Consider the following 22,674-nt stretch of genomic DNA (forward strand, 5'->3'; position numbering starts at 1 on the left):
TCCTCAGGATGATTTCTTGGAACGGTTTTTCTTTACTTCGTCCTCATAGCGTTTGACGTCGTCGCGGCGGTTGGTGATCCAGTACACGGCACCGAGCGCCACGCCGGCTGTCACGACAATATCAGGAATTTTCTCCAGCACGTTCCAGGTCTTCTGGGGGAGCGCTTCGTCCCCGACCTTGGTGCTGAAGCCGAGGCTTTCAAAAGAAACACCTGAGATATAAAACACCGAGGTTCCGCCGACTTCCTTCTGTCCGTAGACGCGGGGAACGTAGTCGTCGGGATTGTCGACGATGCGGCGGCGTGCTTCGGCCAGCAGCTCGTCGCGGTCACCGAAGATCGTGGCTTCGGCGGGACATGCCACCGAACATGCGGAAGCACGTTTGTCATCATAGTTCGTGGTCATTTCCACGATGGTATCGCGCTCTTCGGCCGTAATCTCGCGTCCATCGACCGTGACGCGTTCGCCACGCTTGTTGACGACATAACCTTCCTTGTCCACCGCCATATCGGCCGTGATGTGGCGTTCCTGGTAGCACATCGTGCATTTGCGGACCTTGGGGGAGAGGCTGTCCCATTCATACTTCGGGATGTCAAACGGACAGGCGAGCATGCAGTAACGGCAGCCGATGCACTTGTTGGCATCCCAGGTTACCGCACCGTCTTTTGTTTTCTCCAGCGCGCCGACGAGGCACACCGACGCGCAGGCGGGATCCTGGCAGTGCCGGCACATCTGGCGGATGTACACTTCGCCGACATCTTCGTTCTCGACGGTTTTCAACGTGGTAAAACACTTCGCGCCGAGGCAGGCTTCTTCGTTTTCGGGAAATTTATGAATTTGCTGGCAGGCGTCGCGGCAGGCACCGCAACCGACACATGCCGTCAAATCCACGAGTATAGCGTGCGACATTGTTGTCTCCTGGATGAAAGTGGAACAATTCGATTGAAGGTGACCGGTTCTCAGCGCAGAAACTGCTCTTCAAAGGTCTGCAGATGCTCTTCATCGAGATGTTCCAGGGCTCCGGAAACAGGCACACCGCCGTCGAGCATCGACTCTCCGACCGTGGCCGGCTGTGCAATGCTGCTGCCGAGGAATTCACGGAAACGCTTGATTTCACTTTTAATCCAGCTCACGGCGCTTTCGGCCACGCGCAGCAGGCTCAGGTTTGCGGCGAGTTCCGCCGGTTCCACCATCATGAGCCAACCCTCGCGATAGGGATTCTCGGCCACAACGCTCGGATTTTCTACCGCATCGCGGTTGATGGCGCGCACGTATCCGCTGGCGGGAGCCACGAGCGAAACCCTGCGGCTTCCGTGATGCAGCGTGATTACAGGATCGCCCTGACGCACGAATTCCCCGACCATCGGCAGCTGCATGCTGTCTATGCCGCCGAGCGCTTTCTGTACGAAATCGTCGACGCCGACCTCGAGCTGATCACCGTCCTGCAGACGCGCCCAGGTGTGGCCGGGGTGGAAGAATACACTTTTAGGAATGCGCACGGTTTCTTTACCATGCACGTTGCTGCCTCCTTCAGGAACAGCGCCCATGATGGGATAACGGCGGCTGCGAGCCTGAATGATGAGATCGATAGCCAGTAGAACGGCCACGAACAAGATGACGAATAAGGCAACCATGATGAACTCCAGTACTTGGTGGATGGGTGTTGCGACTTTCAACAATCTTCTGTTGAATTTTACTGCAATTCCCGTACCAAATTGAGAACAAATGCACGAACTTGCGCATGTGCAGTAATATCATATAGATAGATGACAATTCCTTCATGCACGGAAATCCGGAAAATTGAGCACTGTAGAAAAAATCAGCAGGGGAAATTGCTCCCCATGAAGAAATGGTGCATTAAATCATGAAAAAACAATGGACTAATGTGCTGTTTAAATATTCAACAGCGAGTGAGGAGCAATTCAACAGGGAATTCGAGGCGATCTGAGGGTGGCAGGATTGGCAACTATGGAATTTTTTCCCTGATATATTGAAACAGACACTTTTCTCCCGTAATTTACGGCGCCCAAATTTTCAGGAGTCTGTTTATATGGAAGGCCTCGACAAGTATCGTGGGATGAAAATTCTCATTGTGGACGATGAGGAGGATATGTGCATCCTGCTCAAGCGGCTGTTCGAGCGTCATGGACTGATGTCCATGATGGCGATGGATGGGGATTCGGCGCTCGAGTTGTTTCGCAAGGATGAACCTGATGCGGTGGTCCTCGACATTCTCATGCCGCGGATGGATGGACGCGAGGTCATGCTCCGCATGCGCCGTATGAATCCGGAAGTGCCGGTCATCTTCATGACGGCGCTTGCTGGCGTCCCGGGTGCCGTCGATGCGATGAAGGCGGGGGCCTTCGACTATGTCGCCAAGCCTTTCGAGACGACGGAGATTCTTGAAGTCATTGATCGTGCGCTCGATGAACGTCTGCTTCGCAGGAAGTATCAGGGAAATCAGAGCAGCGCGCCGAAAAAGCAGGACAGTCTGCTCCAGAACATGGGGACCAGCGATGTGGTGGTGGAATTGACCGCGACGACGAAGCATATCGCACAGTCCCAATTCGACATCCTCATCCAGGGTGAGGCAGGGACGGGAAAATCGCTGGTTGCCCGTGCTCTGCACGACAACAGCGAGCGTGCGTCAAAGCCTTTTGTTTCCATAGCCTGCGACGCGCCATCCGAAGAAGTGCTTGAACGTGAGCTGTTCGGATACGAGCGTGGCGCCTTCCCGGAAGCGGAAGATGGCCAGTCGGGGAAATTCGAAGCGGCTCACGGCGGGACGCTGTTCCTGGACGAAATTTCCGCCTTCCCGCCGCGACTGCAGGGCAAGCTGCTGCGCTGCCTGCAGAATAAGAGCGTGGTGCGTATGGGCAGCGACGCGGGTATCCCGGTCGATGTGCGGCTCGTGGTCTCCACCAGCAAAGACCTCAATATATTAGTAGAAGAAAAACGTTTCCGTGCGGATCTTTTCTACCGTCTCAGTGAATTCAGTCTTTTCGTTCCCTCCCTTCGCGAGAGGAAAACAGATATTCCCTACCTTTCAAGCCGCTTCCTGCATCTTAACAATCAGGAACTGAACAAGGCTATTTCCGGCTTTACACCGAAAGCCATCGAAAAAATGCTGGCCTACAACTGGCCTGGTAACGTCGCGCAGCTGAAATCCGTCGTGCGACGCGCCGTGATGTTCGCTGAGGAGTTCGTGACCGCTGAACAGCTCGACCTGGAAATGGATGCCGAGCGCCGGGCACGGGCCGCGCTGACCGCGGCTGAAATCGATGAAAGCGATCTCGACCAGGGAATCTCACTCAAGGATCACGTGCGCAAGCACACCGCCCACGTCGAACGGCAGATTCTGCTCGAGACGCTCAAGCGTACGGGCTGGAACAAGGCCAAGGCGGCTCGCATCCTGCAGATCGATTACAAGACCATGCAGACCAAGGTCAAGGAATACAAATTGCAGGATCCCCAGGCCTAGGAGCTGAGCTGCGTCAATGTCGCTGGTCAAGAAAGTCCCCAACGTATTTGTCATCGTCTTTTCCCTCATTATTCTCGCGGCCGTGGCAACATGGGTGCTGCCCGGCGGTGCATTTGATCGTACGTCCGAAGATGTGGGCGGCGTCTCGCGTGAGGTGCTGGTCGAGGGCTCCTATCACGCAGTGGATGCCGTGCCGCAGACCTGGGAGGTATTCACGGCGCCGATGGACGGCTTCCTGCGTCTTGCCGAAATTATCGCCTTCATTTTCCTCGTCGGCGGTGCGTTTTCCATACTCAATGAAACCGGTGCCATCGCGGCAGGAACCAGGCAGCTAGTGCGCAAGCTCGAAGGCAGGGAATTCCTCATCATTCCCATCGTGATGACCTTCTTCTCGCTGTTCGGCGCGGTGTTCGGCATGTGCGAAGAGGCGATGCCCTTCGTCCTCATCTTCGTCCCTCTTGCTCTCTCGCTCGGCTACGATTCTTTCGTTGGCGTGAGTCTGACCTTCCTGGCGGCGGGAGTCGGTTTTGCCGGCGCCTTCATTAACCCATTCACGCTGCAGATTGCACAGGGACTCGCAGGCGTACCTCTCGTCTCGGGCTGGGAATACCGCGTGATCGTCTGGGTGCTGATTACCGGGGGCAGTATCGCCTGGGTGATGGTCTATGCGGCACGAATTAAAAAAGATCCGACCCGCTCGCTGATGTATGAACTGGACAATGAGCGGCGGAAGGAAATCCAGCAGAAGCAGATGGAGCAGGGGGACTTCTCCGGCAGGCATGTTGCCACGCTCCTCATTCTCCTCGGTGGCGTCATTGGGATGATTTTCGGCGTGACCATGTATGGCTGGTATATCACGGAGCTGTCGGCGCTGTTTCTTGCCATGGGCGTGCTTGCCGGTGTGGTGTCGCGGCAGTCGCCCAACGACCTCGCGAAGCATTTCATCATGGGGGTGAAGGACATGACCAGCGCGGCCATGATCGTCGGTTTTGCCGGTGGGATTATCGTGCTTCTCGAAGACGGACATGTCATGGATACCATTCTCTACGGGATGTCGCGTGTGACTTCAAACATGCCGCGCATGCTCTCTGCCGACGCCATGTATGGCATGCAGATGGCGCTGAACTTCTTCATCCCTTCGGGCTCCACCAAGGCGGCGCTCACCATGCCCATCATGGGTCCCCTCGCAGATCTGTCGGGACTGACCCGCCAGACCGCTGTGCTCGCCTATCAACTGGGGGATGGATTCACGAACATGATTATTCCCACCTCCGGTGTCACCATTGGGACGCTCACCATGGCGAAAATTCCCTACGACCGCTGGTTCAAATGGCATCTCCCCATGCAGGTATTCTTTTTCGTACTCTCGCTGCTTCTTCTCGTCTGGCCCGTGCTTACGCACTGGCAGTAGGCGAGGGACGAATAGCAAGCACGATTCTACGCACGAAACGCAATGGCAGGAAGCGCAGCAGCAAGGTGAGAGGCGTGCTCAGCGCGATGGCAGAAGGGAGCATGCGCAGCAATTGGAAATGCGTCAGCCAGGGACCCGATATCACCTCTGATCCTTCCGGCGCGATGGAGAGGATATCTTTCCAAACGTGATTATGCCAGTTCGACGGCGCAGTCGCATCTCCGCTCAGTGTGCTTCCCCCGAGGAAAAGAAGGATGCCGTTGTCGTTCACGAGCCTAAGCAGCGCGTTCATCACATTATGCAGATTCTGCATATTTGCCGTGTTGAGCGGACTGAAACCAATGGCAAACACCACATCGTATCCCCTGAAATCCTCACTCGCCTCAAGTATGTCGGCCTGTTCAAAGCGGATGCCGGGATGCAGCGCCCGGGCTTTTTCTATTGCCGCTGTGCTGACATCCACCCCCGTGACCTCGTAGCCCAGCTCTTGTAGCAGTCCGCTGTAAAAACCCGTACCGCAGCCAACGTCAAGCACCCTCGCTCCGGTCGCAATACCCGCTTTCTGCATAATTGCTGACAGCGCTGCGCGGGAAACAGCGGGGGAGTAGTACGTGAAATCCCCTTCGCTGTAAAAGCTGTCGTAGTAAGCGGTGATTTCCTGTTGTGTCTGTTCCATTGTCGGCAACATACGCAATTCCGGAATTGCTGACACACTGCGACGCGCAGGAGGCTCAACCGGCCTTCCAGCAATTATGCACTTTCTGCATATTTCATATAGCGGACCTTCACGTCTTGGTATCCCAATGAAAATTGTATCTTTCTGAAAGTCCCACCGGGACCTCTTCATTCCCGTACACCTTCCAAAGTATGACTATGAGAACTGCACTACACTTTCTGATGACAGCACTGCTGCTGGTCATGACGACATTTTCCGCAACTGCGCAGGAAGAGGAGGCTGATGAAAGCGCCGCGAAGCTTTCTTCCTCCACGCTTTCCGGTTTGAAATTCCGGGGCATTGGTCCCGCGCTGCCTTCGGGACGCATCATCGACTTTGCGGTGCGGCCGGACAATCACGCCGAGTATTATGTGGCCGTTGCCTCGGGCGGCGTATGGAAAACCGTGAATGACGGGATTTCCTATGCGCCGGTGTTCGACGCGGAAGCGTCGTATTCCATCGGCTGCGTCACCATCGATCCGAATAATCCCCACACCGTCTGGGTCGGAAGCGGTGAGAACAACAGCCAGCGCAGCGTCTCGTATGGCGACGGGGTCTATCGCTCCACCGACGGCGGCAAGAGCTGGAAGAATATGGGACTCAAGAAATCCGAGCATATCGGAAAGATTGTCATCGACCCGACGGACTCACGCGTGGTCTACGTGGCCGCACAGGGACCGCTCTGGGGTCCGGGTGGCGACCGCGGTCTTTACAAAAGCATCGACGCAGGTGAGAGCTGGACGCCGGTGCTGCAGATATCCGAGAATACGGGCGTGACCGATGTGGTCATGGATCCGCGCGACAGCCAGGTGCTGTATGCGGCGTCCTATCAGCGTCGCAGGCATGTGTGGACGCTGATCAATGGGGGACCGGAGAACATGATTTTCAAATCCACCAATGGCGGTGCAGACTGGGACACGCTGAAAACCGGACTGCCCGGCGGAGATGTGGGACGCATCGGACTCGCCGTTTCACCGGCAAACCCTGACTATATCTATGCCATAATCGAAGGCGAAAAGGGTGGCATTTTCCGCAGCACCAACCGCGGCGGAAGCTGGGAAAAGCGCGGCAGCTATCAGTCCAACAGTGCCCAGTACTACAGCGAACTGGTGTGCGACCCTCTCGATCCCGATAAAGTCTATTCCCTCGACACCTACTCCCGTGTAACCGAAGACGGCTTCAAGACCGAGCGTCATCTCGGCAACCGGCACCGGCATGTTGACGACCACGCACTGTGGATTGATCCAGACAATACGGACCACCTGCTCATCGGTTGCGACGGCGGTGTGTATGACAGTTATGATGGCGGAAAGCAGTGGCGATACAAGTCCAATCTCCCTGTCACGCAGTTCTACCGCGTTTCCGTTGACAATGCCGAACCGTTTTACAATGTCTATGGCGGGACGCAGGACAATCAGAGTCTCGGGGGGCCTTCACGCACGGTCAACAAGGATGGCATTTTCAACGAGGACTGGATTTATACCAACGGGGGTGATGGCTTTGAAACGCAGATCGATCCCGTGAATCCTGACATCGTGTATGCACAGTCGCAGTACGGCTTCCTGACACGCTTCGACAAGCGGAGTGGTGAGAAGCTCGGCATTCAGCCGCAGCCCGCGCCGGGTGAACAGCCCTATCGCTGGAACTGGGATTCTCCGCTGCTCATCAGTCCCCACAAAGCCACGCGCCTGTACTTCGCTGCCAACAAGCTTTTCCGCAGTGATGATCGGGGCGAGAGCTGGACCACCATCAGTCCCGACCTCACCCGTCAGATCGACCGTAACACGCTGCCCGTCATGGGCAAGGTCTGGGGTCCTGAAGCTGTCGCGAAAAATGCATCCACTTCGCTGTATGGTACCATCGTGGCGCTCGACGAGTCACCGAAAGTTGAAGGTCTGCTTTACGTCGGCACCGATGATGGATTGATTCAGGTCAGTGAAGACGGCGGCGCAAACTGGAGGGAAGTGTCGTCCATCAAAGGCGTGCCTGAGCGCACGTATGTGAGTTTCCTTCATGCTTCACGGCATGATGCGAATACCGTGTACGCTGCCTTCGACAATCACAAGATGGCCGATTTCAAACCGTACGTCTATCGCAGTACGGACAGGGGACGCAGCTGGACCGCGATCGGCGGCACGCTGCCCGACAATGGTCCCGTCTACGCCATCGCACAGGATCATGTCGACGCAGACCTGCTTTTTGTCGGCACGGAATTCGGCGTGCACGTTTCCACCGATGCAGGCGGCAGCTGGACGCAGCTGAAGTCCGGTCTGCCCACCATTGCGGTAAAAGACCTGACCATACAGCAGCGTGAGAACGACCTCGTGCTCGGTACCTTCGGGCGCGGCTTCTATATCCTCGATGATTATACGCCGCTGCGCAGTATCGATGCCGGGCTTCTCGAAGGTGACGCCCACATTTTCCCTGTCAAGGATGCGCTCATGTTCATCGAAGCCACGCATCGCGGCGTGCATTCGCAGGGAGAGACCTTCTTCACTGCCCCGAATCCGGACTTCGGCGCCACCTTCACCTACTACGTGAAGGAGGGCATCAAATCGGCAAAAGCCAAGCGGCAGGCCGAAGCGAAAAAGCTGGAAAAGGAAGGCAAGACGCCGCCGTATCCGGACTGGGAAACACTGCGCGCGGAAGACAATGAGATAGAGGCCTATTTGCTGTTCACCATCCGCTCGTCCGATGGAAATGTTGTGCGCAAACTGCGCGCTCCGGCAAAGAAAGGCGTGCAGCGCATTACATGGGACTTGCGGTATGCGGGACGCACACCAGTGAGCAAGAAGAGCAAGGTGAATGAAGCCGATGCACTGCTCGTGCTCCCGGGCACATACAGCGTGGAGCTTGCATCCGTCGTCGGCGGCGTGCAGAAAAAGCTTGCGGGTCCCGTACAGTTCACTGCCCGTGTACTCAACAACACCACGCTTCCTGCAGCGGATCGTGCCGCACTCGTGCAGTTCCAGCAGCGCCTGGGTGAAATCCAGCGTGTGACGCGTGGTGTGCAGAAATATGCCGCGGAGGTGCAGGAACGGCTCGACGCTACAGACAAGGCCCTGCAGATAACACCCGAGGCGGGTCCTGAGCTGGTGAAGCGCTGGAAGGACATGCGTGACAGCATGCTCGACATCAATCGGCGTCTCAACGGCGATCAGACCATCCGTTCACGCAACGGCAGTTATGCGCGCTCGGTGGTCGAACGCATCGAATACCTGATGTACTTCATCTATCGTTCGACCTCGGCTCCCGCACCGCAGCATATCAAACAGGCTGACGATGCAGCATCGCTGATCCGTGCAATCACGGCTGAACTCAAGAAAATCGGAGAAGTGGAACTGCCGCAGCTCGAAACCGAGCTGGAGCAGTTGGGTGCGCCCTGGACGCCGGGACGGCTTCCCGAACTGCGATAAATTCAGCTTCAGTAGAATGCATCCCGGTTCGTCATGTGGCGAACCGGGATGCATTTTATATGCTTGACACTGGTCGCCGCGATTTCTATAATCCCGTATCGCACACAATCTCTGGAGCAACGATGGATATCTATCTTGCTGGCACCGGTGAAGCAGGGGATCTGGAAATCACTCTTATCGGACTCGCGATACTCTTTGCGCTCTCCGCCCTGATTTCATGGGGTATTCCGCGGTACCGCAACTATATGCATCAGCGCAGGCTCGATCGCATGCGCATGGATGATGACGCAGACCATGCTTCAGAAGATGAGCAGCAGCCGGACGCTAGCGGATCGTGGCACTCGGCTGTGACACACTGATATGCGTGGATGACATTTCGGGTGTGGGTGCGCAGGACAGCCAACTGGTAACCTGGGACCGGGGATAATGATCCCGGAGTGTGCACAAGGGGCCGGGAGAGGGACAGCCGGGTTGCGTATATAGGGACAGTGTTTTACTTCAAGAAATCCGTCAATTTCCGTATTTTTTGCTTTTGTGACTCTCTGCAACTGGCGGAAATGATCATACATCGTACGACACTCGTTCTATTCTTTCTCGCCTTCCCGTTGATCGTCTTCGGGCAGACGCGCAACTACGTGATCGAGGTCGGCTCGCTCCCGTGCGGCCGGATGACCTTGGATGCGCAGCATCTGGCGAACGGCTATATGGAATACGACCTCCGGGAGGAGCGCAGCGTGCGGACGCTCGCAGGCAGGGAGGAAACCTGGCTGCACACCGTGCATCTGCTGGCGGATACCGCCCTTCGCATTGTTTCTCTCGACGCCATGGAGAAACGCGGGGATACCGAATGGAAGGTGAAGGGAAGTGCGGTCGGCGATGTACTGTACTTTTCCCGGCAGTTTCCTGATGGAGAGACGCAGCGCTGGAGGGAAGACCGCAGCGCTGTTGCGGATATCCTGCTTCCGGAACTGCTGCACAGACTGGATGCCCCGCTGCCCGAACAGATGCTTTCCACCCGCAGTTTTGAAGCGGCCCCCGTCGTTCTCGAAATAGCGAGGACGCCACAGAATGAATATGTCATCACTGCTGACGGACAGATGGAGATGCTTGTCGAATCGGCAGGACTCCTCCAACAGTGGTCGCGTCCCGAGTACGGTGTCGTCGTGCGCCGGTCCGAAGTCAATCCCGTACTTCGTCCCTGTGATCTCGGCTGCGGACTGCTCTGGCAGGGTGAACGACTGCAGCTTCCGACACGACCCGAAAACATCCGCAGCATGGAGTTGCGTGTCATCCTCAAGGCGGGCAGCAACGTACGGCTGTTTCCGGAAGATTCACGCCAGAGTCTGCCCGGGGTCTCGGGCAGTTCCCTTGATACCGTGCAACTGAGCATTGAACGCAGTTATCAGCGCTTCGAGGATGAGGAACTTCCCTATCGTGATGCCGCACTGAAGCAATATCTCAAACCGTCGCACTATCTCGCACTCGACAATGAGAACATACGCAAACGGGCGGCGGAACTCCGAAACTGGGAACGCAACGGTGGCATCGTTGCCGAGGCGATCATGCGCTGGTGCGGTGAGAATTTCGTGCAGGACGAATTCATGCCCATCGTCACAGCGGACAAAATCGTACAGGCGCCGCGCGGCAATGCTGCACACGCGGCCCTGCTCTTCGTGGCTCTTGCACGGAAAGCCGGCGTGCCGGCCCGTTTCGTCCTGGGCATGCATCCGCAGGATGGACACTGGCAGAGTACGGTATGGGTGGAGGCGTGGACCGGTGACTGGGTGTGCGTCGATCCGATCGCAGGACGCATCATCGAGGATGCCCAGCATGTGAAACTTGTGCATTCCGCCACCTTCCAGGAGCTGCTCACACTGGCCGGGCAGCTGCGGAACAATGTGCAGCTGCTTGTGGATGAAGTAGAGCGCATCGACGAAAGCGCTGCCGCTGAACTCCCCACGGCCATCGTCAACAACGTCTACAGTAACAGGGAATATCGTTGCGAGATCACGGCTCCCTCGGGATGGCTGCTCGAAGAACGTACCGTGGGCAAGGAAATCGTTCTCACTGCGGTGCCCGAGCTGGGATCGGAAGTCCACTTCGAACTGCATCTCTTCGCCAATCCCTTCCTGCAGCCGACGGACGCGTTATTTGAAACCCGCGTGCGTGCGCTCTCGGCCGTGCTCGCGGATGCGGAAGTGGAAGAAAAGGGAGAAATCCGTTTTGGTGATCGTCGCGCACCATACGTAATCTACAGCTACAATGATTCGCGTGAAGACTCGGGGGCTGACCGCATTCGCACGGCGGACTGCATGTTCTCGATTCTTCAACGTGGATATCTGCTGCGCTTCACCGCTCCCGCAGCGCAGTTTTCCCGCTATGCGGATCAGCTGCAGAACATCCTTCAGAGCATGAAACTGTTCGCTTCTCCCTGACAGGAGCGGACTGAACATCCCTCACGCATACCTACCAAGTCTCCTCCAATTTCGCTAGTTTTTGGCATTCCTGTCATTGTCATGGAGCGAGGATGCCGCTTTCCCAACATCCCTTCACATTTCGTCACGCAGCGATCGCCGCAGCACTGTGTACCCTCATGCTTATCGGCGGATGCAGTTCATCCAATTCCGTTGAAGTCGTGCACTTTTCGCCAGAGGGCGAGGTCCCGCTGCTTAGTACACTCGAGATTGAGTTTTCCCACGATCTCGCTCCTCCGGACAAGCAGAACGTGTGGCTGAACGATCAGCTCATTCGTTTTTCTCCGGAAATCAGTGGAAAGTACAAGTGGACGTCCGCCAGGCGGCTGCTGTTCTCACCCGATGTGCCGCTGCAGCCGATGCAGGAATACGAGGCGGAGATTACTGATCTGGTGCTGTACAACAGTGGACTCAGTTCGGACTTCGACGATCTGACATTCCGCACACCTGATTTTGACGCGGTGAAAGCCGATGTATTCTGGACGCATGTGCCGCATGAATACTACACGGTCACCATACAGGCCAACCTGCATTTCAACTATCCGGTCCAGCCGGATCAATTGCGCGAATTCCTCGAGGTGGAGCGTGACGGCGAACGCATCGCCGACGTTCGCATCATGTCTGAGCAGCCATCCGAGGTCATTGCGATTTCCATTGGCGAGGTGCAGCAGGAAGATGCCGAACAGCGTGTGACGCTCATCGTGCGTGAGGGATTGCAGTCTGTCATCGGACGCAAGCCGCTGGCAGAGACGCGGAAATTCGAAACAAAGCTTCCGCCCATCACTCAGCTCGCCGTGACCGGTGTGGCATCGGGATACGACGGCAGCAGCGGATGGATCGAAGTTGCGACCACACAGATGGTCGACGAGGAGGCGCTCCGGAAATACGTCCGCGTCGAACCCTCGCAGTCACTCGAGTATTTTGTCAGCGACAATATTTTCCGTATCGAAGGCGCGTTCGAGAACGCGCAGACCGTGGAATTGATCGTCGAAAAGGGATTGCCGGGCATGTACGGCGGCGTTCTCGAGCAGGAATACCGTCAGCAGGTGTCCTTCGTCGACGTGGAACCCGCCATCAACTTTACGGATCGGCGGGGACAGTACCTGATGCGAAGCGGCGAACACAACGTCGAAGTACGTGCCGTGAACGTCGATGAGATCGAGATCGCGGTCGAGGAGGTCTTCGCCAATAACGTTCTGCATTTCCTCAACCAGCATCGCTGGTTCGATTACGAATACGGCTACAATCCCAATTTCTACGTCGGCAATTTCGGCAAGGAGCTGTACACGGAAACGGTAGAGATGAGCAGCGGTCAGAACTGGCTGGGCAGCCATGTCATCAACCTCGACCGTGTGCTCGAATCCCGTCACCACGGCATCTACGTGCTTCGGGTCAGCAGCAGCGAAAGCCGTTGGATTCAGGATTCGAAAATCATCGCACTCAGTGATCTTGCGGCCATTGCGCGCGTTGCTGAAGATCAGATTGTTGTTTTCGTTAATTCCATCCGCAGCGGGATGCCGGTCGAGGGTGTGGACGTAACGATCATCTCTTCGAACAACCAGACCCTGCTCGAGGGACGCACTGACCAGGAAGGAACCGTGGTCTTCAGCGATGTGCGTGAGAGGACCGAAGGTTTCACACCGAGTATGGTCACCGCCGTGAAGGGAGATGATTTCAATTTCCTGGATCTCGAGGACACCTGGGTGGAGACATCGCGTTTTGACGTCGGCGGACTCACACAGCCCTCCAAGGATGTCATCACGTTTTTCTATGGGGAGCGTGAGCTGTATCGTCCCGGCGAAACGGCGCATGTTTCCGCGATCGTGCGTGCCGAGGATATGAACACGCTCAGTGACATCCCGGTGATCATGAAAGTGCTTTCTCCCCGGGGTCGCAGTTTCCAGGAGTACAAGCTGGTGCTCAACAGTGAAGGTTCGTTCGAACAGGAAATCGATTTTCCCGATTACGCGCTTACCGGACTCTACCGGCTCGAGCTGTATACCGGCGGCGACAAGCTGATCGGTACGTCCTCATTGCGCGTCGAAGAGTTCGCTCCCGACAAGATCCGTGTGCAGCTCAGCTCAAAACGCGACAGCTATCGTCCCGGTCAGGAAGTATCCGTACACGTGGATGCAGAATATCTTTTCGGTGCCGACGCATCCAATCTCCGCTACGAGGCGGATGTGCAGCTGCGGCATCGTCCCTATCGCAGCGAGGCCTACCCGAAATATCGTTTCGACCAGAGTTCGGTGCGCAACACGCGCATCGACAATACGGTGATGGATGGCACGCTTGACGAGAAAGGGGAGAGCGATCTGCGCTACACCATTCCCACCGACATTAACGCAGGCGGAATCCTGGAAGGTGCGATGTATGTGAGCGTCTTCGACCTGACGGGGCGGACGGTCAATCGCATGCAGCCCTTCACCGTCCACGCCAACGACGTATACCTGGGCATTCAGTCGAAGGGCAGCTATTTCGGTGTGGACAAGCCCATCGATTTCCGTTTCATCGCGGTAGATAAAGAGGACCGCGCCAAACGCAATCTGAAAGCTGATGTCAAACTGGTACGTCTCGAATGGCAGACGGTGCTCAAGAAGGATCATGGCAACCGGTATTATTACGCATCGGAAGAAAAGGAAGTGCTTGAATGGGAGAAGCGGATCACCCTCAACGGTGAAACACCATATGATGTTCGGGTCACCCGTTCCGGCAAATATGAACTGCGCCTGTCACGTGCCGGAAGCGACAGCTATCAGAAGACGACATTCTATGCGTACGGCTGGGCAAGCTCCACCGCCTCGTCCTTCGAGGTAGATAAAGAAGGACGTGTCGATATCGTATTTGACAAGAAGGAATATCGTCCTGGCGAGACAGCGAAAGTGCTCTTCATGTGTCCTTTCGCGGGACGCCTTCTCATTACCGTTGAGCGCAACGGCGTCTTCCACCATGAGTACCTCGATGTAGAAAAGCGCTCGGTCGAGCTCAAACTGCCAGTCCGCGCGGAATACCTGCCGAACGCGTATATCACCGCGACGCTCTTTCGTCCCCATGACGGCAGTAAGGAAACGCCGTTCCTCGTTGGACACGGATTCGCCTCCATGTCGGTCGTCGAAAAAGAGAATCATCTGCCGGTCAGCATTGAAGCGGCCGGGAAAGTGAAGCCCGGAACGACACAGACCATCACGATCAAAACAGCACCGCGCAGGAACATCCATGTGACCCTTGCGGCAGTGGACGAAGGCATACTGCAGATCACCGATTACAAGACGCCGGATCCCTACGCGGTAATGTATGCACGCAGGGCCCTGCAGGTGACTTCGCACGACCTCTACCAGTTTCTGCTCCCTGAAATCGTGAAAATGGCCTCCTCGGTCGGCGGTGGTGCCGACATGATGGAGGAGGCGGCGCGGAAGCGCACAAATCCCATCACCACAAAGCGTTTCAACCTGTTCTCGTTCTGGAGCGGTATCAGAAAATCCGATGGAAACGGCCGTGTACGCGTGACGCTGAAGCTGCCACAGTTCAATGGCGAAGCGCGTCTGATGGCCGTCGCGTATTCCGGACAGCGTTTCGGTTCTGCCGAGCACCGGATGAAAATCGCTGATGATTTCATCCTCGAACCGCAGCTTCCGCGATTGCTCACAGCCGGTGATTCGCTGCTGATGCCCGTCACCGTGATCAACACGACGGACAAACGGGGCAAGGTGCGTGTGCAGCTGCATACGGAAGGAAACCTGTCAGTGGTATCGTCAGAAAGCAGCAGCGTTGTCGTCCCTGCGAATGGCACAGCGCAGGTACAGTTCAACGTGCGTGCATCCGACGTGCCGGGCACGGCGAAATTGACGCTGAAAGCCGGTGGTGCGGGAAGCGCGACGGAGAAATATTCACTTGCCGTGCGTCCCCGTGTCCCGTTTTCCGTTGACACACGCAACGGTACGTTGAAAAACGGGAGTCGCGTCACACTGCCGACCGCCGAAAATTACGTGCGTGACACCCGCAGCGTGAGTCTGACCGTCAGTCCCTTCCCGGCGATCCGCTTCGCGAAACAGTTGCGCAACCTGGTGGGCTATCCGCATGGCTGCATCGAGCAGACCGTATCAAAGGCCTTCCCGCAACTGTACCTGGAAGAAGTGCTCAAGCTCGCGGCGCCTGACAAGTACCGCCGACACAACCCGGTGTATTTCGTCAACGAGGCGATACGCAAGGTTCAGGCGATGCAGCTGTACGATGGTTCGCTCGCATACTGGCCGGGGGGACAGACGCGCAGCTGGTGGGGAAGCGTGTATGCGGCGCATTTTCTCATCGAGGCGAAAAAGGCGAAGTACCGCGTGAACGACAAAACACTCAGCCGACTGCTCCGGTACATCGGACGTGAAGCGAAGAAACGCGAGACGTACGATTACGTGCATTATCGCGGGACCGGAAGAACGGTCGAACTCAAGGCGCGAAAGGAAATCCTGTACTCGCTGTATGTCCTCGCCGCGGCAGGGAAAGCAGATCTTTCGACCATGAATTACTATCGCGGTCGTCCGCATCTGCTGACACGCGACACTCGCTATCTGCTGGCAGGGTCTTATGGCCTCGCGGGCAAATGGAGTTCCTATCACAAGACCGTACCGGAACTCTTCCGCGCGGAACTCCCCGTACGGCAGACGGGAGGGAGCTTCGATTCAGAACTGCGCGCAAATGCCATCATGCTGAACGTGCTGCTCGAGGTGGATCCCGCCAATAAGCAGATTCCGGATATCCTGCGATGGATAGCCAATCGGGCGGATCGCATGTACTCGACGCAGGAAACGGCATTTGTCATGCTCGCACTGGGCAAAGCAGCGCGTCGTTCCGCTTCGACTGATATCTCGGTGGGTGTGTATGTGGACGGCAAAAAGCGTGCAAGTTACGATGGCCGCAGTATTGCACTCGGTGATGATGAGCTCGGAAAGGGCAGCGTGGTGCTGAAGGCGAGCGGCAGCGGAGAGGTTTACTATTTCTGGAGCGCCGAAGGCGTCAAACTCCGTGGTGACATCGTCGAAGAGGATGCGAATATGCAGGTCCGCCGCAACTACTATGATTATCAGACGCGGCAGCGCGTTGCGCCATCACAGTTCCGGCAGGGACAGCTGCTGGTCTGTGAAATCGCATTGAGCGGAGAGGGAAGATCGGTGGACAATGTTGCCGTGACGGATATGCTTCCTGCAGGTTGCGAAATCGAAAATACGCGCCTCCGTGCATCGACTTCTCTCAAATGGGATGTGAAGGATGCGCTGAAGGTGGAATATCTCGATATTCGCGATGACAGACTGATCCTTTTCACTTCGCTGGACGGTGAGCGAACCCGCAGGTATGCATACCTCGTGCGCGTTGTCAACGCGGGACGTTTCGCGCTGCCACCCATCGGGGCGGAGGCCATGTATGATCCGGGCATTCACTCCTATCACGGAGCGGATCGTGTGTCCGCTGCGCCGATGCGATTCCGGGAGCAATGACAGACAAGAGGGACAGAGGTTCTTGGCAACTGGAGAAGGGCGCACGGCGCATGCTCATCGCCTTCGTTCTTCTCGTTACCGTGCTGCTCGTAGCAGACCGCCTGTTTCCTCCACTGGCGTTGCCCGCTTACAGCACGCAGATTCATGACCGCGACGGAAATCTTCTCAGCGCGTTCCTGACCTCTGATGACAAGTGGCGTCTCCGTACGCGCGTGAAAGATGTGACACCTGATCTCGTTCTCGCGATCGTGAGGAAGGAGGACAGGTACTTCCTTCTGCATCATGGGGTGAATCCTCTTGCCATTCTGCGCGCTGCATATTCAAACATCATATCCGGGAAACGGGTATCAGGGGCCTCGACGATCACCATGCAGGTTGTGCGCATGCAGGAGCCAGACCGGCGCAGCTACGTCGTCAAGTTCCGGGAAATGCTGCGTGCCGTGCAGCTCGAACTGCATTACTCGAAGCGGGAAATCCTCGAGCGCTATCTGAGTCTGCTCCCGATGGGAGGGAATATCGAGGGTGTGGCCTCCGCATCATGGATTTATTTCAATCGTCCCCCCGGAAAGCTCAGCCTGGCGCAGTCGATCTCCCTGGCTGTGCTTCCCAATGACCCGAACACATTTCGGCTCGACCGTCACACCTCACCGTTGCGCAAGGCCGTCCATCGCTGGCTTCGTCGCTTCGTACATGATGGCGTGTTTTCACCGCAGTTGATAGATGAAGCCCTGGATGAAGAATTTACCGTCGCCCGCAACGCGCCTCCCATGCGTGCGCCGCATCTTTCACAAATGCTGCGCAGCCGCAGCCACAGGGACATGCTGCAAACAACCATCGACGCTGCGGTTCAGGATGCTGCTGAGCGACTGCTGTTTCATCATGTACAGCGCGTCATGGCGCAGGGTGTGAGCAATGGTGCCGTGCTGGTGATACGCAACGACAGCATGGATGTATCGGCCTGGGTCGGGTCGGCGGACTATGCGGACGTGTACAATGAGGGACAGGTGAATGGAGCGAGCGCCATTCGCTCTCCAGGCTCGACGCTCAAACCATTTCTCTATGCACGCGCTTTGAATGAAGGGAGCCTGACGCCACTGATGCATCTGCTGGATATCCCCTCGGACTTCGGTGGGTATGCGCCGGAGAACTACGATGCTGTCTTTCAAGGCGATGTGACACTGGAACATGCATTGCTGCAGTCTCTGAATATTCCAGCTGTTCGTGAGCTTGCACGGCAGGGTACGGGTGAGTTCACGAACTGGATGGAAGCGCTGGGTTTCTCGGAAATTGCAGCAGGGAAAAAAGACCTCGGACTTTCCATGATACTTGGAGGTTGTGGCAGCACGCTTGAAGAGCTGACCCGGGCGTACAGTATGTTCGCGAGGGAGGGACGTGCGGCACCGCTCCGGTTTTTCACGGACGATCCGATGGACGAGGGACAACAGGGGATTTCCGCACCGGCGGCTTATATGATATCGGATATGCTCTCGAAACATAATCGCCCGGACATATCACCGGAGTTGATAGCGAGATCCGGTTTGCCGCGCATTGCGTGGAAAACAGGGACGAGTTATGGCAAGCGTGACGCCTGGGCAATCGGGTGGAATGCACGATATACCATCGGTGTGTGGATGGGAAATTTCAGCGGAGAAGGAGCGCCGCATCTCTCCGGCGCCGTGATGGCTGTGCCATTGCTCGTAGATCTGTTTCATGCCATCGACCGTGAAGGAGGGGATTGGTTTACGCAGCCCGATGGATTGCAGCGCCGTAAGGTCTGCGCCAGAACGGGTTTACTCCCATCCCCGCATTGTGGGGAATTGGTAGATGACTGGGCCATATCCGCATGTTCGACGCAGCAGCGCTGTGCGTTGATGCAGCCGTATCATGTCGACATGGAACGGACCGTGCATTACTGCATGGACTGTCTGCCCGACAGCGGAGCAGAGGAGGTCTGGTATCCCGCGTACGATCCTGGACTCGCGTTGTGGTTCGATCAGAACAACATCGGCATTGATCGTCCCCCGCCGCACTTCCCCGGTTGTACGGCGCGCCACGGTGGAGAAGGCCCCGAGATTCTGAGTCCGACAACGGACTACACGTATTATATCGAGCGGGGAGCGGAACAGCAGCTGCTGCTGCAGGCAGTTTCGCCTCCGGGCGTGCGCAGGCAATACTGGTATGTGGATGGAGATCTTTTGTCTGAAGTAGAGGCCGGGGGAAGGGTGTTTTTCCAGCCCGTGAGAAAAAAGCATCGCATTACATGCATGGACGATGCCGGCAGGGAAAGCAGTGTGACGGTGACAATTGTGTATTATTGAATTGGGAGTATCACTTCCGCTGTGGTGCAGCGCGGCTGTTGAGGCGTCGCTGTTTTTCCTCGAGGGACATCGGCGGGAGTCCCATGCGATCGAGCAATCCGTCAATGCGTGGATCTGCATGAATGGCACCCCAGCCTGGATTGGCCAGGATGAAGAGCAGGCTGCCGAGACGTTTTTCGTACGCCCGTTCCATACACGCAAATGCTGCGTCGAAATCGCCGAGTCCGGCATGCAGTATCATGAAGTCCATCTCCAGCGATACCTGTGGCTCTTTCTTTTCCCGTTCATACATCAGTGCGAGGCATTCTTCAGCTTCCTCACGGTGCCCGGCCACCGCGAGCGCGTAGCCGAGTCCTGAGCGTCCATGCGTGCGATCACTGGTAAGGGATTGGAATTTTCGGAAAAAGGTGATCGCCTGTTCCGTGTCGCCCCGTGTGAGTGCGGTCCATCCAAGGCTCTCCCAGGCGCCGCGGTACTCGGGATGCAGTTCGAGCAGGATGCGGAAATGCTGTTCCGCGAGGTCGGGCTCGTGATTGATGAGATAGGCGAAACCCAGTGCCTGCTTGATGGAAGGGGAGAGCGGATCAAGTGATGCGGCGAGTTTAAGTTCCTGCAGCGTCGTCTCTGCATTGCGCATGGCGATGTGGTAGAGGGAATTGCTGTGATGCACATGTGCGCTGCCGGGACTGATTTCCAGCGCGCGGTCGAATGCCTCGCGCGCACCTTTCCAGTCCCAGTCATTGAACATCCGAACCTCTGCGATGGCGAGATGCGATTCGGCGAGCTCGTCGTCGAGTTCGATTGCCCTGTGGGCGGCCACGCGAGCTCGCTGATACGCAGTAGACGGTTCCATCTGTCCGATCGTTCCGAGAAAAATATTGCACGACGCGAGTCCGCTGTATGCCAGCGAGAATTCTGGCTCCAGTTCAATGGCGTGCTCAAAGAGGCGTATGGCTTCTCGTACGGCGGCATGCGACCACTGATTCCAGCTATGTACGCCTCGGAGGTAAGTATTGTACGCCTCCATGTTGTCTGTGTGCTTCCGCACCAGGGGTTTGTCCTCGCCGAGGAAGCGTTCGCGGAGGAGGTTGGCTATGCGACGCGACAGCTCGTCCTGTACTTCAAAGATGTCCTCGAGCCGCCTGTCATACACCTCGGAAAACACATGATACCCATCGCTGCTGTTGATCAGCTGCGCGGTGACGCGAACGCGGTTGCCTGCCTTGCGTACGCTGCCTTCCAGAATCGAATTCACCCCGAGCTGCTCGCCGATGCTGCGGATGTCTTCGTTGCGTCCTTTGAACGCAAACGAAGAGGTACGGGAAGTGACGCGCAGTCCGTCGACCTTGACCAGCGCGTTGATAATCTCTTCGGTGATGCCGTCACTGAAATACTCGTTCTCCGGGTCTGTGCTCATATTGACGAAAGGAAGAACGGCGACGCTGCGCAGCGAAACAGCCTTCGGGGAACTGAGTTCCTCGGGTCGCGGGACCGCGAGTCCTTCAGTTGCCAACGCAAAGATTTCGACCGGACGCGTGACGTTTTTCAGGTGGTACTGTCCCATGCTGCGCAGCGTGAATTCGGGATGGTTATGCAGTTCATCCTGCACCCTGTCGCTGAACAGCACGGCTCCGGGGATGGATAGTGACTCGATGCGGGACGCGATATTGACGCTGTCTCCGTAAATCCCGTCCTCATCATAGGCGATATCACCCACATGAATCCCCACGCGCAACGGCACTTCGGGTTCTTTCCTGAGCCTGGACTGGATGCGCTGCGCCGATCGCACGGCATCAACTGCGCTGCCGAACATGACAAGGGTGCCGTCCCCGTAATGCTGCAGGATGATTCCGTGAAACTCCAGGATGTGTTCATCCAGTGTCGCGCGATAGCGGTCACGCAGTTTCTTCGCGCGCTGCTCATCGCTCTGCATCATGGCGGTGTATCCGACCATATCGGCAAACATGATCGCTGCAAGTTGACGGATTTCCTTGGCCATGACCTCGTTACTGCGTTGCTGATTGACGGACATGCAACATAGCGAAGGCGGAAGAGTTTCCCAAGAAGCCGATGCCTTGCGATGATGGTCCGTAAAGGGGATTCTGTCGAATGGAAACGGAAATCAGACGGGGTTCAGTGCCTGTGACCGTGTCTGAAACGGGGAAGGAGGACCCGTTCAAGCCCACCGAAGATCAGCAGAGCGAGTACGGCAATGAAAAAGACACGGACGACGCTCTCCGACTGTGCGTCCAGATCCGGTGCTACCCGCGTACTCTTGTTGTTGAGAAGTTCTGTAGCGGGTGCAATAAAATCCGTGACCTGTTCAAATAGCGGGGTGACGCGTTCGAAGACAGGGGTGAGCATGCTGCGCGACTGTTCCTCACCGCTCGCACCGGCGACGATGACAACGACAAGGGTGACGAGTATCAACGCGGCAGCGGCAGTGTAGCGGAAGATGCGGATGCGATCGGGGCCGCGGTGCGAAGCAGGCGCGTGCACTGCGTTGAGAACGGAGGCATCGAAATACGTGGATGGTTCATGCAGTGGAAGGTCTTGCAGCACGCCGGAGATCCCACGCTCGAGTTCGACAACACTGCGGCACTCGGCACAATCGTGAAGATGGGCTTCAACGTTGCTTCGATGCTCGCTGTCGAGCATTCCATCAGCGAACTGCTGCAATATGTCAGGTGCTGGATGCTGCATGATCTTTATGGCGTTGTTTCAATATACGAATACTTGCGGAGCACGTGCTTTCGGAGCTCGGCGCGCGCTCGGTGCAGACGATTTTTCACTGTGCCTTCAGGCAGACCGGTGATGTCGGCAATCTCGTCATAACTCTGCTCCTCAAGATAGAACAGGGTGAGAATCGCGGCATACTCCGGGCGCAATCTTTCTATTGCCTGTTCAACCAGGCTTTTCAATTCTTTCTGTTCAATACGTGCATCTACGGACAACGTCGCATCGATAAAGCTGTCGTTTTCGGTCTCTGTGGTCTTTGGCTGTCTCTTCAGCTTTGCGGCGCGATTGAGAGCCGTGTTGTAAGCGATACGATACAGCCAGGTGGAGAAACGTGAGCGTCGCTCAAACCTGTCGAGTGAGCGAAATGCACGGATAAATGCATCCTGCGCCGCTTCCTCTGCTTCCTCGGGTGCGCGCAGAATGCGCAGGGCGAGGGAATACACGCGTGTGCGATAGCGCTGAAGAAGAATGGCATGTCCATGCTCTTCACCGCGCAGAATGCCATCGATAATGTCGTTGTCCGATTTCTTCATGCGCTCCTGACTGCGTACATGCCTTTGGACAGGGAAGTGGAGCTGCGGGTTTCAGAAAAAAACCTGAAACCCTGATGCGGGAGAGCGGGTCAAAACCGGTA

13 protein-coding genes are annotated in these 22,674 nt (G+C 56.6%); 7 read left to right on the top strand and 6 right to left on the bottom strand.

Going from position 1 to position 22,674, the window contains the following annotated elements; translation table 11 throughout:
* Nucleotides 1-3: 3 nt before the first annotated feature.
* Complete coding sequence (locus KQI65_04600; GenBank protein MCB2204006.1) at nucleotides 4-909, bottom strand: 4Fe-4S dicluster domain-containing protein; 906 nt, start codon at nucleotides 907-909, stop codon at nucleotides 4-6.
* A 50-nt stretch (nucleotides 910-959) separates the two neighbouring features.
* Complete coding sequence (locus tag KQI65_04605) at nucleotides 960-1,634, bottom strand: glycine cleavage system protein H (protein ID MCB2204007.1); 675 nt, start codon at nucleotides 1,632-1,634, stop codon at nucleotides 960-962.
* A gap of 416 nt (nucleotides 1,635-2,050) precedes the next feature.
* Here KQI65_04605 and KQI65_04610 point away from each other — a divergent pair, with 416 nt between their 5' ends.
* Both KQI65_04610 and KQI65_04615 read left to right on the top strand, forming a co-directional pair.
* Nucleotides 2,051-3,481 carry a sigma-54 dependent transcriptional regulator gene (locus tag KQI65_04610; protein ID MCB2204008.1) on the top strand — a complete coding sequence of 477 codons (1,431 nt, stop codon included), beginning with the start codon at nucleotides 2,051-2,053 and terminating at the stop codon, nucleotides 3,479-3,481.
* 16 nt (nucleotides 3,482-3,497) lie between these two features.
* Nucleotides 3,498-4,892: an AbgT family transporter gene (locus KQI65_04615; GenBank protein MCB2204009.1), complete on the top strand. Its 1,395-nt coding sequence runs from the start codon at nucleotides 3,498-3,500 to the stop codon at nucleotides 4,890-4,892.
* Here the strand turns inward: KQI65_04615 and KQI65_04620 are convergent.
* The gene (locus KQI65_04620) at nucleotides 4,876-5,580 is read right to left on the bottom strand and encodes a methyltransferase domain-containing protein (GenBank protein MCB2204010.1); all 705 of its coding nucleotides are present in this window, start codon (nucleotides 5,578-5,580) and stop codon (nucleotides 4,876-4,878) included. The two genes, KQI65_04615 and KQI65_04620, sit on opposite strands and share 17 nt — an antisense overlap.
* Nucleotides 5,581-5,759: 179 nt before the next feature.
* Here KQI65_04620 and KQI65_04625 point away from each other — a divergent pair, with 179 nt between their 5' ends.
* From KQI65_04625 to pbpC, 5 genes are all read left to right on the top strand, one after another.
* A complete protein-coding gene (locus KQI65_04625; protein ID MCB2204011.1) occupies nucleotides 5,760-9,023 on the top strand; it encodes a glycosyl hydrolase in 3,264 nt (1,087 codons plus the stop codon).
* Between the two features lie 122 nt (nucleotides 9,024-9,145).
* A complete protein-coding gene (locus tag KQI65_04630) occupies nucleotides 9,146-9,382 on the top strand; it encodes a hypothetical protein (GenBank protein MCB2204012.1) in 237 nt (78 codons plus the stop codon).
* Between the two features lie 198 nt (nucleotides 9,383-9,580).
* On the top strand, nucleotides 9,581-11,458 hold the full coding sequence (locus tag KQI65_04635; protein MCB2204013.1) for a transglutaminase family protein: 1,878 nt from the start codon (nucleotides 9,581-9,583) through the stop codon (nucleotides 11,456-11,458).
* Nucleotides 11,459-11,550: 92 nt separating this feature from the next.
* Nucleotides 11,551-16,983 carry a hypothetical protein gene (locus tag KQI65_04640; GenBank protein MCB2204014.1) on the top strand — a complete coding sequence of 1,811 codons (5,433 nt, stop codon included), beginning with the start codon at nucleotides 11,551-11,553 and terminating at the stop codon, nucleotides 16,981-16,983.
* On the top strand, nucleotides 16,980-19,301 hold the full coding sequence (pbpC, locus tag KQI65_04645) for a penicillin-binding protein 1C (GenBank protein ID MCB2204015.1): 2,322 nt from the start codon (nucleotides 16,980-16,982) through the stop codon (nucleotides 19,299-19,301). Before KQI65_04640 ends, pbpC begins: the two co-directional genes overlap by 4 nt.
* A gap of 10 nt (nucleotides 19,302-19,311) precedes the next feature.
* Here pbpC and KQI65_04650 read toward each other — a convergent pair whose 3' ends face one another.
* The 3 genes from KQI65_04650 to KQI65_04660 all read right to left on the bottom strand — a co-directional run bounded on the left by KQI65_04650 (nucleotide 19,312) and on the right by KQI65_04660 (nucleotide 22,573).
* A complete protein-coding gene (locus KQI65_04650) occupies nucleotides 19,312-21,300 on the bottom strand; it encodes a tetratricopeptide repeat protein (protein MCB2204016.1) in 1,989 nt (662 codons plus the stop codon).
* A gap of 134 nt (nucleotides 21,301-21,434) precedes the next feature.
* Entirely contained in the window at nucleotides 21,435-22,004 is a 570-nt protein-coding gene (locus KQI65_04655) for a zf-HC2 domain-containing protein (GenBank protein MCB2204017.1), read from the bottom strand.
* Nucleotides 22,005-22,009: 5 nt separating this feature from the next.
* A complete protein-coding gene (locus tag KQI65_04660) occupies nucleotides 22,010-22,573 on the bottom strand; it encodes a sigma-70 family RNA polymerase sigma factor (GenBank protein ID MCB2204018.1) in 564 nt (187 codons plus the stop codon).
* Between the last annotated feature and the right edge of the window lie 101 nt (nucleotides 22,574-22,674).

The organism is bacterium, assembly GCA_020444325.1.
Taxonomy (GTDB): domain Bacteria; phylum Bacteroidota; class Ignavibacteria; order SZUA-365; family SZUA-365; genus BM516.

What these genes read in the sequence shown, in the direction of transcription:
- KQI65_04600 (MCB2204006.1), bottom strand. Translation starts at nt 909, where the DNA reads ATGTCGCACGCTATACTCGTGGATTTGACGGCATGTGTCGGTTGCGGT.
- KQI65_04605 (MCB2204007.1), bottom strand. Translation starts at nt 1,634, where the DNA reads ATGGTTGCCTTATTCGTCATCTTGTTCGTGGCCGTTCTACTGGCTATC.
- KQI65_04610 (MCB2204008.1), top strand. Translation starts at nt 2,051, where the DNA reads ATGGAAGGCCTCGACAAGTATCGTGGGATGAAAATTCTCATTGTGGAC.
- KQI65_04615 (MCB2204009.1), top strand. Translation starts at nt 3,498, where the DNA reads ATGTCGCTGGTCAAGAAAGTCCCCAACGTATTTGTCATCGTCTTTTCC.
- KQI65_04620 (MCB2204010.1), bottom strand. Translation starts at nt 5,580, where the DNA reads ATGTTGCCGACAATGGAACAGACACAACAGGAAATCACCGCTTACTAC.
- KQI65_04625 (MCB2204011.1), top strand. Translation starts at nt 5,760, where the DNA reads ATGACTATGAGAACTGCACTACACTTTCTGATGACAGCACTGCTGCTG.
- KQI65_04630 (MCB2204012.1), top strand. Translation starts at nt 9,146, where the DNA reads ATGGATATCTATCTTGCTGGCACCGGTGAAGCAGGGGATCTGGAAATC.
- KQI65_04635 (MCB2204013.1), top strand. Translation starts at nt 9,581, where the DNA reads ATGATCATACATCGTACGACACTCGTTCTATTCTTTCTCGCCTTCCCG.
- KQI65_04640 (MCB2204014.1), top strand. Translation starts at nt 11,551, where the DNA reads ATGCCGCTTTCCCAACATCCCTTCACATTTCGTCACGCAGCGATCGCC.
- pbpC (MCB2204015.1), top strand. Translation starts at nt 16,980, where the DNA reads ATGACAGACAAGAGGGACAGAGGTTCTTGGCAACTGGAGAAGGGCGCA.
- KQI65_04650 (MCB2204016.1), bottom strand. Translation starts at nt 21,300, where the DNA reads ATGGCCAAGGAAATCCGTCAACTTGCAGCGATCATGTTTGCCGATATG.
- KQI65_04655 (MCB2204017.1), bottom strand. Translation starts at nt 22,004, where the DNA reads ATGCAGCATCCAGCACCTGACATATTGCAGCAGTTCGCTGATGGAATG.
- KQI65_04660 (MCB2204018.1), bottom strand. Translation starts at nt 22,573, where the DNA reads ATGAAGAAATCGGACAACGACATTATCGATGGCATTCTGCGCGGTGAA.